The organism is Pseudomonas sp. FP2254 (assembly GCF_030687695.1).
Lineage (GTDB): Bacteria > Pseudomonadota > Gammaproteobacteria > Pseudomonadales > Pseudomonadaceae > Aquipseudomonas > Aquipseudomonas quebecensis.
Window position 1 is genome coordinate 4,787,524 of the sequence record NZ_CP117444.1, and the last position, 13,409, is coordinate 4,800,932.

At 62.3% G+C, this 13,409-nt stretch carries 13 protein-coding genes; 5 read left to right on the forward strand and 8 right to left on the reverse strand.

The genetic code is table 11. From position 1 onward, the window contains the following. Window positions 1–6: 6 nt before the first annotated feature. Genes PSH94_RS22010 through PSH94_RS22020 form a run of 3 tightly spaced genes read right to left on the reverse strand, consistent with a single transcriptional unit; the run spans window position 7 to window position 2,635 of the window. Complete coding sequence (locus PSH94_RS22010; protein WP_010206690.1) at window positions 7–174, reverse strand: DUF2474 domain-containing protein; 168 nt, start codon at window positions 172–174, stop codon at window positions 7–9. A 12-nt stretch (window positions 175–186) separates the two neighbouring features. Then, window positions 187–1,194, reverse strand: a complete 1,008-nt coding sequence (gene cydB, locus PSH94_RS22015; RefSeq protein ID WP_181079789.1) for a cytochrome d ubiquinol oxidase subunit II — start codon at window positions 1,192–1,194, stop codon at window positions 187–189. 1 nt (window position 1,195) lies between these two features. After that, window positions 1,196–2,635 carry a cytochrome ubiquinol oxidase subunit I gene (locus PSH94_RS22020; protein ID WP_253509498.1) on the reverse strand — a complete coding sequence of 480 codons (1,440 nt, stop codon included), beginning with the start codon at window positions 2,633–2,635 and terminating at the stop codon, window positions 1,196–1,198. A gap of 319 nt (window positions 2,636–2,954) precedes the next feature. Here PSH94_RS22020 and PSH94_RS22025 point away from each other — a divergent pair, with 319 nt between their 5' ends. Next, on the forward strand, window positions 2,955–4,205 hold the full coding sequence (locus PSH94_RS22025) for an MFS transporter (protein ID WP_181079791.1): 1,251 nt from the start codon (window positions 2,955–2,957) through the stop codon (window positions 4,203–4,205). Window positions 4,206–4,335: 130 nt separating this feature from the next. Here the strand turns inward: PSH94_RS22025 and PSH94_RS22030 are convergent, their stop codons facing one another. The 4 genes from PSH94_RS22030 to PSH94_RS22045 all read right to left on the reverse strand — a co-directional run bounded on the left by PSH94_RS22030 (window position 4,336) and on the right by PSH94_RS22045 (window position 8,569). Next, complete coding sequence (locus tag PSH94_RS22030; protein ID WP_305435792.1) at window positions 4,336–6,519, reverse strand: xanthine dehydrogenase family protein molybdopterin-binding subunit; 2,184 nt, start codon at window positions 6,517–6,519, stop codon at window positions 4,336–4,338. Next, a complete protein-coding gene (locus tag PSH94_RS22035) occupies window positions 6,516–7,505 on the reverse strand; it encodes a xanthine dehydrogenase family protein subunit M (RefSeq protein WP_253509504.1) in 990 nt (329 codons plus the stop codon). Before PSH94_RS22035 ends, PSH94_RS22030 begins: the two co-directional genes overlap by 4 nt. Next, complete coding sequence (locus PSH94_RS22040) at window positions 7,502–8,026, reverse strand: (2Fe-2S)-binding protein (RefSeq protein ID WP_253509506.1); 525 nt, start codon at window positions 8,024–8,026, stop codon at window positions 7,502–7,504. Before PSH94_RS22040 ends, PSH94_RS22035 begins: the two co-directional genes overlap by 4 nt. Before the next feature lie 96 nt (window positions 8,027–8,122). Then, window positions 8,123–8,569: a DUF4879 domain-containing protein gene (locus PSH94_RS22045; protein ID WP_181079794.1), complete on the reverse strand. Its 447-nt coding sequence runs from the start codon at window positions 8,567–8,569 to the stop codon at window positions 8,123–8,125. 188 nt (window positions 8,570–8,757) lie between these two features. On the opposite strand from PSH94_RS22045, the gene PSH94_RS22050 reads away from it, so the two are divergent. The 4 genes from PSH94_RS22050 (at window position 8,758) to PSH94_RS22065 (ending at window position 12,608) form a co-directional block, all read left to right on the forward strand. Beyond that, window positions 8,758–10,053 carry an NCS2 family permease gene (locus tag PSH94_RS22050; RefSeq protein ID WP_017528884.1) on the forward strand — a complete coding sequence of 432 codons (1,296 nt, stop codon included), beginning with the start codon at window positions 8,758–8,760 and terminating at the stop codon, window positions 10,051–10,053. After that, the gene (trmA, locus tag PSH94_RS22055) at window positions 10,050–11,129 is read left to right on the forward strand and encodes a tRNA (uridine(54)-C5)-methyltransferase TrmA (RefSeq protein WP_305435797.1); all 1,080 of its coding nucleotides are present in this window, start codon (window positions 10,050–10,052) and stop codon (window positions 11,127–11,129) included. The genes PSH94_RS22050 and trmA overlap by 4 nt, the downstream gene beginning before the upstream one ends. A gap of 184 nt (window positions 11,130–11,313) precedes the next feature. Then, a complete protein-coding gene (aroQ, locus tag PSH94_RS22060) occupies window positions 11,314–11,760 on the forward strand; it encodes a type II 3-dehydroquinate dehydratase (RefSeq protein ID WP_253509510.1) in 447 nt (148 codons plus the stop codon). Beyond that, on the forward strand, window positions 11,760–12,608 hold the full coding sequence (locus PSH94_RS22065) for a shikimate dehydrogenase (RefSeq protein WP_370694738.1): 849 nt from the start codon (window positions 11,760–11,762) through the stop codon (window positions 12,606–12,608). The genes aroQ and PSH94_RS22065 overlap by 1 nt, the downstream gene beginning before the upstream one ends. A 69-nt stretch (window positions 12,609–12,677) precedes the next feature. Here the strand turns inward: PSH94_RS22065 and PSH94_RS22070 are convergent, their stop codons facing one another. Beyond that, window positions 12,678–13,343 carry a TetR/AcrR family transcriptional regulator gene (locus tag PSH94_RS22070; protein WP_181079797.1) on the reverse strand — a complete coding sequence of 222 codons (666 nt, stop codon included), beginning with the start codon at window positions 13,341–13,343 and terminating at the stop codon, window positions 12,678–12,680. Window positions 13,344–13,409: the final 66 nt, after the last annotated feature.

A 13,409-nucleotide genomic window follows, 5' to 3' on the forward strand; every position in this document is an offset into this window, starting at 1 on the left:
GGGATGTCAGTGGGTGGTCAGGCCGGCCGCATTCATGAACATGCGCATCAGGCTGGCCACGACGAACAGTGCCAGCACGCTGCCGGTCCAAATCATCGCCAGCCACCCCAGGCGCCGCCACAGCGGTTGCTTTTCAGCCTGTTCGATCTCGTGCAACGAAGGCTTGCCGGACATGTCGCGCCCCTCCTAGTGGTAACCGTCTTCGTGGGTGACCTTGCCGCGGAACACGTAGTAGCTCCAGAAGGTGTAACCCAGGATGAATGGGATGATGAACAAGGTGCCCACCAGCATGAAGCCTTGGCTCTGCGGCGGTGCGGCGGCGTCCCAGATCGACACCGACGGCGGCACGATGTTCGGCCACAGACTGATTCCCAGGCCGCTGTAGCCGAGGAAGATCAGCACCAGCGTCAGCAGGAACGGTGTGTAGTGCGCATTGCGCGCCACCGCGCGAATCAGCCCGTACATGGTCACCAGCACCAGCAGCGGCACCGGCAGGAACCAGAACAGATTAGGCAGGGTGAACCAGCGCGAGGCGATTTCCGCGTGCGACAGCGGGGTCCACAGGCTGACGATGCCGATCACCGCCAGCACCACGAATGCCAACGGCCGCGCCAGGTTGTGCATCTGTTCCTGCAGCTTGCCTTCGGTCTTCATGATCAGCCAGGTGCAGCCGAGCAAGGCATACGCGACGATCAGCGCTACGCCGCAGAACAGCGTAAACGGCGTGAGCCAGTCCAGCGAACCGCCGGCGAACTGGCGATTGACCACCGGAATGCCGTCGATGAACGCCCCCAGCGCCACGCCCTGGAAGAACGTCGCCGCGAGCGAACCGCCGATGAAGGCCTTGTCCCACAGATGGCGCTTGTGGTCCTTGGCTTTGAAGCGGAACTCGAACGCCACGCCCCGAAAAATCAACCCCACCAGCATCAGGATCAGCGGCAGGTACAGCGCCGACAGCACCACCGAATAAGCCAGCGGGAAGGCGCCGTACAGCGCCGCCCCACCCAGCACCAGCCAGGTTTCATTGCCGTCCCAGACCGGCGCGACGGTGTTCATCATCACGTCACGGTCGACTTTGCCCGGAACAAACGGAAAGAGGATGCCGATGCCCAGGTCGAAGCCGTCCATCACCACGTACATCATGATGCCGAAGATGATGATCACGGCCCAGATCAGCGGAAGATCAATACCCATCTCAATTCCCCTTGTGCTGGATGTGGTCGTGGTCGTCGTCGGTGCCATCGTCGGCCGCCGACAACGGACGTGCCGGTGTGCGTTTCTGGCCGGGGCCGCCGTGGGTCGGTTCGGTGCTGTCGTGGGTCACAGGGCCTTTGCGCACCAGGCGCATCATGTAGCCCAGGCCCGCGCCGAACAGGGCGAAGTACACCACTACGAACAACACCAGGGTGATGGTCATCTGCGCCACGCTATGCCCGGAGGAGGCATCCGCCGTGCGCATCAGCCCATAGACCACCCAAGGCTGGCGCCCGATTTCGGTGGTGAACCAACCGGCGAGGATCGCGATCAGGCCGGACGGGCCCATCCACAACGCCAGGTACAGGAACGGTCTGGAGGTATACATCCGGTCGCCCCGGCGCAGCCACAGGCTGAACAGACCGGTAAAGATCATCAGGAACCCCAACCCGACCATGACCCTGAAGGACCAGAACACCACGGTCGAATTCGGTCGGTCCTGCGGCGCGAACTCCTTGAGTGCAGGCACCTGTTTATCCAGGGAATGGGTCAGGATCAGGCTGCCCAGGTAGGGAATCTCTACGGCGTACTTGGTTTTTTCCGCCTGCATGTCGGGCCAGCCAAACAGGATCAGCGGCGTCGCCTCATTGCCTTTATTTTCCCAGTGACCTTCGATCGCGGCGATCTTCGCCGGCTGGTGCTCCAGGGTATTGAGCCCGTGGAAGTCACCGATTACCGCCTGGACAGGCGCCACAATCAGCGCCATCCACATCGCCATGGAGAGCATTTTGCGGATCGCCGGGTTGTCCTTGCCGCGCAGCAAGTGCCAGGCCGCCGAGGAGCCGACGAAGAATGCGGTCGCCACGAAGGCCGCCGTGGCCATGTGCATCAAGCGGTAGGGGAATGAAGGGTTGAAGATTACCGCCAGCCAGTCGGTCGGGATCACGCGGCCGTCGATGATTTCAAAGCCCTGGGGCGTCTGCATCCAGCTGTTGGACGCCAGGATCCAGAAGGTGGAGATCAGCGTACCCACGGCCACCATCACCGTGGAGAAGAAGTGCAGCTTGCGCCCCACCTTGTTCCAGCCGAACAGCATCACGCCAAGAAAACCGGCCTCGAGGAAGAACGCCGTGAGCACTTCATACGTCAGCAAGGGGCCGGTGACGGCGCCGGCGAAATCCGAGAAGCGGCTCCAGTTGGTGCCGAACTGGTAGGCCATGACCAACCCCGAGACCACGCCCATGCCGAAGTTGACGGCAAAGATCTTCGACCAGAAATGGTAAAGGTCACGGTAGGTATCGTTATGGGTCTTGAGCCAGAGCCCTTCCAGCACCGCAAGGTAACTGGCCAGGCCGATGGTAATCGCCGGGAACAGGATGTGAAATGAGACGGTGAACGCAAATTGAATTCGGGCGAGATCTAACGCCTCCAAACCGAACATAAGTCTTCCTCTGTCAGGTAATACCGGCTGCTGGCGGGAGCCTGCACCCACTTCCCCCACGGATATGGAGTGTGGCGAATTTCAATTCGTTTCTTTTTTTGGCCAACCACGTAGGGAATCCGGCCTTGCGGCCCGCCAGGACAAATCATGGGATGGATTTGATCTGGATCAATTACAGCTCAAAGAGTAGTCCCATTTTTGCTGTCCAGTTGTGTGGTCGATTGACGCGTGACAGGCTGCCTCACCCCGGTTCTCGCAACTATTTGTTACAGCTTGATGCTAATCTCGCCCTTCCCTCCGGCCTTGATCTGAATTCCCGATGCCTAGTGAACCTGCGTTGCTGTTGCGTCACCACCGCCCCTTCATAGCGTTCTGGCTGGCGCGGATCTTTACCGCAAGTGGCTTCCAGATGCTGACCGTGGCCATCGGCTGGAACCTTTACCAACTGACCGGCAATGTGCTGGACCTGGGTTTGGTCGGCTTGGTGGAGTTTGTACCCCGCGTGCTGTTCATGCTGCACACCGGGCATGTAGCCGACCGTTATGAGCGACGCAAGGTCGCGGCCATTTGCCAGACCGTACAGGCGCTGATTGCGCTGTCCCTGGCCATCGGCGGCCTGACCGGCAACGTAACCCGCGAGATGATCTTTATCCTCGCCTTCCTGCTCGGGGCTGCGCGGTCTTTTGAAATGCCCACCACCCAGGCGCTGCTCCCCAGCATCGTGCCCAGCGCGCTGTTCCCGCGTGCCGTGGCGTCGTCGCAGTCCGCCCAGCAACTGGCCACCATCGTCGCACCTGCCTTGGGTGGTTTGCTCTACGCGTTCGGCAGCGTGTGGGTGTATGGCCCCACCGTGGTGTTGTACCTGATCGCCTGCGCGCTGACCCTCAACCTGCCTGCCCGCCAGACGCCGCTGAACAAAGGCAAGGCCACCTTGGATTCGCTGCTGGCCGGCATCCGTTTTATCCGCAGTCGTCCGGACATCCTGGGGGCCATTTCCCTGGACTTGTTCGCGGTGCTGCTGGGCGGCGCCACCGCGCTGCTGCCGGTGTTCGCCAAAGACATCCTGCTGACCGGCCCCTGGGGCCTGGGCCTGTTGCGCTCGGCACCGGCGGTAGGGGCGTTGTTGATGTCGTTGTGGCTGGCGCGCTTCTCGGTGGACCGCCACGTCGGCCGCGTGATGTTCACCGCCGTCGGCGTATTCGGCGTGGCGACCATCGCTTTCGGCCTGTCCACTTCGTTCTGGTTTTCCCTGGCGGTATTGGTGGTGCTGGGCGCGGCGGACATGATCAGCATGGTCATCCGTGCGTCCTTCGTGCAGTTGGAAACGCCGGATGAAATGCGCGGGCGCGTCAGTGCCGTCAACGGCCTGTTTATCGGCGCGTCGAATCAATTGGGCGAATTCGAATCCGGCATCACCGCCCACTGGTTCGGCACCGTGCCCGCCGTGGTGATGGGCGGGATCGGCACCCTGGTGGTCACCGGGGTGTGGATCAAACTGTTCCCCACCCTGGCCAACCGTGATCGCATGCATGTGCCGGTGGAAGAACCGGTCTCGAAACCCACCGCATAGGCGCTGTGGCGACAAGGTCAATGGGGGAGAGGGCTTGCCCTCGATGGCGGCGTAACAGTCGAAGCATCCATTGACTGAAACACCGCCACTGGGGGGCTGGCCCCCTCTCACATTTGGATAGACCGTGTTTTTAAAGAACCTTGTCCAAGGTAATCGGGAAGTCCCGCACCCGCTTGCCGGTGGCGTGGTACACCGCATTGGCCACTGCCGCCGCGACGCCGACGATGCCGATTTCGCCGACGCCCTTGGACCCCAGCGCGTTGACGATCTCGTCGTGTTCTTCGACGAATACCACATCAATCTCACCAATATCGGCGTTCACCGGGATGTGGTACTCGGCCAGGCTATGGTTCATGTAGCGGCCCAGCTGATGGTCGATCTGGGTTTCTTCATGCAGGGCCATGCCGATACCCCATACCACGCCGCCGAGGATCTGGCTGCGGGCCATCTTCGGATTGACCACCCGCCCGGCGGCAATCACGCTGACCACGCGGCTGACCTTGATAGTGCCGAGGTCCTCATCCACCCGTACTTCGACGAACACCGCCGAATGGGTCGCCGTGGCATAACCTTCGCGTTTTTTGTCCGGCTCGCTGTCGACCTGCACCTCCAGGACGTCTTCACCGCTGTCCTTGACCAACTGCACCAACGACACGCTTACGTCGCCCGTGTGCAACCGACCGTCCTCGAAGCGCACCGACTCGGCATCCTTGAACACCGGATAAGTCTGCCGGGCCACGCTCAGCAGTTTGGCGGTCAACGCTTCGCAGGCCTGTTGCACGGCGGTGCCCACCGAGGAAACAGTGAACGAACCGCCCTGCAACGGCGCGGTGGGCAGCGATGAGTCGCCTAGCACGAAGCGCACATCTTCCACCGCCACGCCGCTGGCCTGGGCGGCGATCTGGGTCATCACCGTGTAGGTGCCGGTGCCGATATCGGTGGTGGCGCTGCTCACCACCAGCTTACCCTCGGCATCGATACGCGCCTTGGCGCTGGCCTTCATTTGCATGGCTTCCCATACGCCGCCCGCCATGCCCCAGCCGATCAGCTGACGGCCGTCGCGCATGCTGCGCGGTTCCGAATTGCGCTGGCTCCAGCCAAAGCGCTCGGCGCCTTCGGCATAACACTCGCGCAGCGCTTTGCTCGACCACGGTTTGTCTTCGTTCTGGTTGCGCTCGGCGTAGTTGATCAGGCGCAGTTGCACCGGGTCGATGGCCAGGGCGCAGGCCAGTTCGTCCATGGCGCACTCCAGGCCGATCACCCCGAGGGCGGCGCCGGGTGCGCGCATGTCCAGCGGCGTGAACACATCCAGCGGCACCAACTTATAGGTCAATTGCACGTTGTCGCAGTGATACAGCATGCCGCTCCACTCCACCACGTGTTCACTGAAGTCCTCAAAGCGCGAGGTCTGGCCGATCGCAGTGTGCCCCAGCGCCAGCAGGCGACCATTGGCGGCGGCGCCCATTTGCAAGCGCTGCAACGTGCGCGGGCGGTAGCCGAAGGTGAACATCTGCTGACGTGTCAGGGTCACGCGCACCGAACGCTTGAGCGCCAGCGACGCCATCACCGCCAGGGGCAATTGGTACTGCGGACGCAGGCCGGAACCAAAGGCACCGCCGACAAACGCGGCAAACACCCGCACCTGGCTTTTATCCAGGCCAAACACTTTTTGCACATAGGCCTGGCAGTTCTGCGGGCCCTGGGTTTTGTCATGGATATGCAGCGTGCCATCTGCCTGGTACAGCACGGTGCTGGCGTGGGGTTCCATGGGGTTGTGATGTTCGATGGGAGTGCTGTAGTGCACGTCCAGGCTCACGGCGGCAGCGGTCCACTCGGCCTGGAAATTCCCGCGCGGGGCCGGCGGTGTCTGTGGCGACGGATGGGCCTGGGCCTGCTGGGCGAGCAGGTCGGTTTCGAACTCATCGCGCTCGTATTCGATCTGCACCAGGGAGCCGGCATGTCGCGCCAGCTCCAGGTTGTCGGCGATCACCAGGGCCAGGGGCTGGCCGCTGTACAGCACGCGGTCGTTGTACAGCGGGCGAAACGGCGAGCCATCGGCGGCATCGGCGTCGGCAAACGCGTCGTCATAGCTGGCCAACCGAGGCCGGTTGGTGTGATCGAGCACCATGACCACACCCGGCAGCGCCAGGGCCCTGGACGCATCGATACGAACCACGCGGCCCTTGGCGATAGTGCTGGACACCACGCTGCCATGCAGCAGGTCGTGTTCGGGGAACTCGCCGGCATAGCGCGCCTGGCCGGTGACTTTAAGCAGACCGTCGACACGGTCCAGAGGTTTTCCGACGGCACTCATGGGCGTTCTCCTGCGACAGCGGCATCGCTCAGGGCGCGGATAATTGCGCGCCGTGCCAGCTTGACCTTGAAAGCGTTGTGTTCCAGCGGCTCGGCGTCCTGCAACATCGCATCGGCGGCGAGGCTGAAGGTTTCGCGGCTGACAGCCTGCCCGATCAATCCCGCCTCCACCGCGCGGTCGCGCCAGGGTTTATGGGCCACGCCGCCCAGGGCTAGGCGCGCGTCGACGATCACATCGCCGTCCAACTCCAGAGCGGCGGCCACCGACACCAACGCGAAGGCGTAGGACGCACGGTCACGGATCTTCAGATAATGGCTGTGCCGCGCCAGGTGGTCGGCAGGCAATTCAATGGCAGTGATCAGTTCATCGTCGGCCAGCTGGTTGTCCCGTTGCGGCGCATCGCCGGGCAAACGGTGGAAGTCGGCGAACTCGATGACCCGCGCACCGCCGCGCCCTTGCACATGCACCCGCGCCTCCAGCGCCGCCAGGGCTACGCACATGTCAGACGGATGGGTCGCCACGCAGTGTTCACTGGCACCGAGGATCGCATGGATGCGATTCAAGCCGGTGCGCGCCGGGCAACCGCTGCCGGGTTCGCGTTTATTGCAGGGCACGCTGGCGTCGTAGAAGTAATAGCAACGGGTGCGCTGCAGCAGGTTGCCACCGGTGCTGGCCATATTGCGCAACTGCGGCGAGGCACCGGCAAGGATGGCCTGGGACAGCAACGGGTAACGCTGTTCAATCAAGGGGTGCCAGGCCAGATCAGCGTTGCTGACCAGCGCGCCAATGCGCACGCCGCCTTCGGCCGTGGGTTCGACGCCGTGCAACGGCAGGCCGGTGATATCGATCAGGTGCTCGGGGCGGCTGATGTTTTCTTTCATCAGGTCCAGCAGGTTGGTACCGCCGGCGATAAAGCGCGACGCGGCACTGCTCAGGTGCACGGCTTCGTGCACGTCGGCCGGTTTGCTGTACTGGAACGGGTTCATTGCTCACCTCCCGCATTGCGGCAGGCCGGCAGGGCCTCTTCAATCGCATCGCGAATGTTGCTGTAGGCGCCGCAGCGGCACAGGTTACCGCTCATCAGCTCCTGGATTTGCGCGCTGTCGTGGGCACGGCCTTCATTGGCCAGGCCGACGGCGGAGCAGATCTGCCCAGGCGTGCAGTAACCGCATTGGAAGGCATCGTGCTTGATGAAGGCTTGCTGCATGGGGTGCAGTTGATCGCCATTGGCCAGGCCTTCCACGGTGGTCAGTTCAGCACCGTCGCACATCACCGCCAGCGTCAGGCAAGCGTTCACGCGTTTGCCGTCGCGTAACACGGTGCAGGCGCCGCATTGGCCGTGGTCGCAGCCTTTTTTGCTGCCCACCAGGTCCAGTTGTTCGCGTAGCAGGTCCAACAGCGTGGTCCAGGGCAACACGTCCAGTTGGCGGGCCTGCCCATTGAGGGTCAGGCGTATCGAATGGCGGGCAAACGGCTGGGCCGCCGCGCCTTGGGGGGTTGCGCTCATAAACACCTCACGGGTTGGTCTGCATCCGCGGCGTTCAGGAAAATCGCCGTCTCAGGGGTACGACTTCCCGGGGTTTTGAGCGTTCAAGAGAATTGATCAGCGGATATTGAGCTGGGTCTTCAAGGTGTTTCGCGGGGGGTTGATCGAAGAGTTGCTGTATTCAAACCAGCCCTGGGCCTGCACATCCAGGTCGAATACATAGATGTAGCCCATCAGCGTGCCCGCGCCGTTGCACGCCTGGCTGATGTTGCCGACCTGGCACACCGGCGTGCGCTGGCCATTCAATACCGCGCCATTGAACAGGCCGACCGGGTTATTGCCCAGGCCCACCTCCATCACCGACACCTTGGTGGGCCCACGGTGCGTGCACATCTGCGTGGAGGTGACGCGTTCGGGGATGGTTTCCTCGCAGCGCGACGACTCGACCTTGAACACGCGCACCTCGCTCAAGGCCGGTGCAGTCGCGCCCCATGCCGGTGCCGCGCCGAGCCACAGGCTCAGAGCGGCGATCAGGGCTAGACTCCACGCGTTGGCTTTTTTCATGCTGTCGATGACCGTGAATTGAACGTCGGCGCAGTATGCCTCAAGCCCATGCGCCACACAGCCTCGGCTGCTGGTATGATGCGCCGCTTTTTCCGATCCTCTCTGGAACCACAGGCGCTTGGCGCAGTTTGTGCTTTGACTTAGAGGTCAACAAATCACGACGCAAAATAGCGTCACAGGGAGCCGGCATGCTGGAAAAGCTGTTTCAACTCAAGGCACACAACACCAACGTGCGCACCGAGATCCTCGCGGGCATCACGACATTCCTGGCCATGGCCTACATCCTGTTCGTGAACCCGAGCATCCTCGGCGAAACCGGCATGGACAAAGGTGCGGTGTTTGTCGCGACCTGCCTGGCGGCCGCCATCGGTTCGACCGTGATGGGCCTGATCGCCAACTACCCCATCGCGCTCGCGCCGGGCATGGGCCTCAATGCCTTCTTTACCTACACCGTGGTCCTGCACATGGGCCACACCTGGCAAGTGGCACTGGGGGCGGTGTTTATTTCGGCGGTGCTGTTTTTCCTGCTGTCGATCTTTCGCATCCGTGAGTGGATCATCAACGCCATCCCCCTGCCCCTGCGTTCAGCGATTGCGGCCGGTATCGGCCTGTTCCTGGCGCTGATTGCCTTGCACAACGCGCAGATCGTGGTCAGTAACCCGGCCACCATGGTGGGCCTGGGCGACCTGACAAAAGCCGCCCCCATCCTCGCCACCCTCGGTTTCGTACTGATCGTCGCGCTGGAAGCCCTGGCCGTACGTGGTGCGGTGCTGATCGGCATTCTGGCGGTCACCATTGCTTCCATCGTACTGGGCGTTACCCCGTTCGGCGGCGTGACCTCAATGCCACCGTCCCTGGCACCGACCTTCCTGCAACTGGATATCAAGGGCGCGCTGGATATCGGCCTGGTCAGCGTGATCTTTGCCTTCCTGTTCGTTGACCTGTTCGACAACTCCGGCACCCTGATCGGCGTCGCCAAGCGCGCCGGCCTGATGAGCAAGGACGGCCACATGCCGAAAATGGGGCGTGCGCTGATCGCCGACAGCACCGCGGCCATGGCCGGTTCGCTGCTGGGCACCTCGACCACCACCAGTTATATCGAGTCCGCCGCGGGCGTGAGCGCCGGTGGCCGCACCGGTTTGACCGCCATCGTGGTCGCGATCCTGTTCCTGCTCGCACTGTTCTTCTCGCCGCTGGCCGCCAGCGTTCCGGCTTTTGCCACCGCACCGGCGCTGCTGTTCGTCGCCGTGCTGATGACCCAGGGCCTGGCCGAAATCGACTGGGATGACATTACCGTTGCAGCGCCGGTGGTGATCACCGCCCTGGCGATGCCCTTCACTTACTCCATCGCCAACGGCATCGCCTTCGGTTTCATCGCCTGGACCGCCATCAAGCTGCTTTCGGGCCGCTACCGTGAGCTGAACCCGGCGCTGGTGATTCTGTCGATCCTGTTCGTGATCAAGCTGGGCTGGTTCAACGCATGACTTTTGACGCCGCACGCTACACCGCTCAATTGCAAGACAAGGTCACGCGCCTGCGTGACCTGCTCGCTCCGTTCGATGCGCCCGAGCCGCAGGTGTTCGACTCGCCGCTGCAGCACTTCCGCCTGCGCGCGGAATTCCGCCTGTGGCGCGAGGGCGGTGAACGCCACTACGCGATGTTTTCCCAGGATGACAAGCGCACGCCGATCCTGATCGAAGACTTCCCCATCGCCAGCGCTCGCATCAACCAGCTGATGCCGCAGCTCAAGGCCGCCTGGCAAGCCAGCGCCGCCCTGAGCCACAAACTGTTCCAGGTGGAGTTCCTCACCACCCTGGCCGGCGATGCAATGATCACCCTGTGCTATCACCGCCCGCTGGACGAGCACTGGCATGCCGCCGCCAACCAGCTCGCCGCGGACCTGAACGTGAGCATCATCGGCCGCTCCAAGGGCAAGCGCGATGTGATCGGCCACGACTACGTGGTGGAGAAACTCGACGTCGGCGGCCGCACCTTCAGCTATCGCCAACCCGAAGGCGCGTTCACCCAGCCCAACGGCACGGTGAACCAGAAGATGCTCAACTGGGCCTACGAGGCGTTGGGCGATCGTGCGGATGACTTGCTGGAGCTGTACTGCGGCAACGGCAACTTCACCCTGCCCCTGGCGACCCGTGTGCGCAAGGTGCTGGCCACTGAGATCAGCAAGACCTCGGTCAACGCAGCCCTGAGTAACCTCGATGAAAACGCCGTGGCTAACGTCACCCTCGTGCGCCTGTCCGCTGAAGAACTGACCGAAGCGCTCAACGAAGTTCGCCCGTTCCGCCGCCTGCAGGGAATCGATCTGAAGAGCTACGAATTCGGCAGCGTTTTCGTCGACCCGCCGCGTGCCGGCATGGACCCGGACACCTGCGAACTGACCCGGCGGTTCGACACTATCCTGTACATCTCCTGCAACCCGGAGACGTTGGCGGCGAACATTGCGCAACTGCATGACACGCACCGTATTACCCGGTGTGCGCTGTTTGATCAGTTTCCGTGGACGCACCATATGGAATCGGGTGTGTTGTTGACCCGACGCTAAACGTGCTGTTGTCCCATGCACGGCCGCCCGAGCCATTGGCTAAGCGGCCGCGCAGTGGGCTTGCAGCGCGTTGCTCGCATTAACGGTTCGATAATCGAACACATGCCGCGCTGGCAATTGACCAAATTAACCATCCAGTACATTTTATCTCCATAACCAACAAGAACTGTGGAGATACCCCCTCATGCCGCCCATCGTGCTGGTGCTCAACGGCCCCAACCTCAACCTGCTCGGCAGCCGCGAGCCTGCTACGTACGGGCATGAAACCCTGGCCGACATTGCCGCGTTGTGCGGCCGTAGCGCGGAACAGTTCGGACTGAAGATCGAATTTCGCCAGACCAACCACGAAGGCGAGCTGCTGGACTGGGTCCACGGCGCCCGTGCGCGTTGCGCCGGCATCGTGATCAATCCAGCGGCCTGGACCCATACCTCGGTGGCGATCCGTGATGCACTGGTGGCCAGTGAAGTGCCGGTGGTCGAAGTGCATTTATCCAACGTGCATGCGCGTGAGGCGTTTCGTCATCACTCGTTCGTGTCGCCCATCGCCAAAGCGGTATTGGCCGGTTTCGGCAGCCACGGCTACCACCTGGCCCTGGAACATTTCAGCCATCTGCTGAAAGGACGTGCCTGATGAAGCCACGCATTCTTGCCGGCCTGATCGGCGCCGGCATCCAGGCCTCCCGCACGCCCGCTTTGCACGAACAGGAAGGCGACGCCCAGGGCCTGCGCTACCTGTATCAACTGATCGACCTCGATGCCCTGGGCCTGGACGCCAAGGCCCTGCCCGAGCTCCTACGCGCCGCCGAGCTGATGCACTTTACCGGGCTGAACATTACCTACCCATGCAAACAAGCGATTCTGCCGCTGCTGGATGACTTGTCCGACGAGGCCCGAGGCATCGGCGCGGTGAATACCGTGGTGTTCAAAGACGGCAAACGCATCGGCCACAACACCGATTGCCTGGGGTTTGCCGAAGGTTTGCGGCGCAATCTCAGTGACGTGCCGCGCCAGCGTGTGGTGCAGATGGGCGCCGGTGGTGCGGGCGCGGCAGTCGCGCATGCACTGCTGGCTGAAGGGGTGGAGCAGCTGAGTGTTTTCGATGTGGACGCCGGCCGCGCCCGCGACCTTGTGGATAACCTCGCACAGCGTTTCGGCAGCGGCCGCGCTCAAGTCGGCGCAGACCTGGAGAACGCCGTGGCCGACGCCGATGGCCTGGTTAACACCACGCCGATGGGTATGGCCAAACTCCCCGGTACACCGGTGCCGGCGGCGCTTTTGCGCGCTCAGCTGTGGGTAGCGGAAATCGTCTACTTCCCGCTGGAAACCCAACTGCTACGGGATGCACGCGCCCTGGGGTGTCGCACCCTGGACGGCGGCAATATGGCGGTGTTCCAGGCGGTAAAAGCATTTGAATTATTCAGCGGTGAAGTGCCGGATGCGCAACGCATGCTGACGCACTTCAACAGCATGAATACCTGACTGACGAAACCAGATCAAAATGTGGAAGGGGCTTGCCCCTCCACCTGGCAGGCATTCCAACCTGAGCCTTCAGGCTTGCAGGTAGCGCATCACCGAGTCGCAGAGCATCTCGCGGTGGCGCTGTTTAACCGCCTCATCCGACAGTTCGATCTGAAAGATCTCACTGAACGTATGGCGGTTGGACACCCGGTAAAAACTGAATGAGTTGATCAGCAGGTGCACATCCAGCGGCTCCAGGCCTTCGCGGAACAGGCCCATTTCGGCACCTCGGCGCAAGGTAGTGCCCAGGGCTTCGAGGATGTTGCTGTTCATGGCCTTGATCGAGTCCGAGCGCTTCACATATTCAGCGTTGTGGATATTTTCGATGCTGACGATGCGCACGAAATCCACGTTCTGATCGTGGTGATCAAAGGTGAATTCCACCAGCCGACGGATCGCTTCACGCGGTTCCAGCGCCGTGAGGTTCATGCGGGTTTCGGTATTGCGGATATCGCCGTAGAGCTTCTCCAGCACCTCGACGTACAGCTGCTCCTTGCTGCCGAAGTAGTAGTAGATCATGCGTTTGGAAGTGTGGATGCGTTCGGCGATGGCGTCCACGCGCGCGCCGGAAAGGCCCTGCTGGACAAACTCCACAATGGCTTCCTGCAGTATGTTTTCGCGGGTCTTTTCCGGGTTGTTCTTACGACTCTTGCGCGGTGCTTCTGGCACTGCGGGGAGTTCGGGACTCGACGTCATTGTGCTCACGGCCATTGTTGTTAGGCAGGCCGCGATTATGGGCCGGGCCGCTCCCCGAAGGAAGCA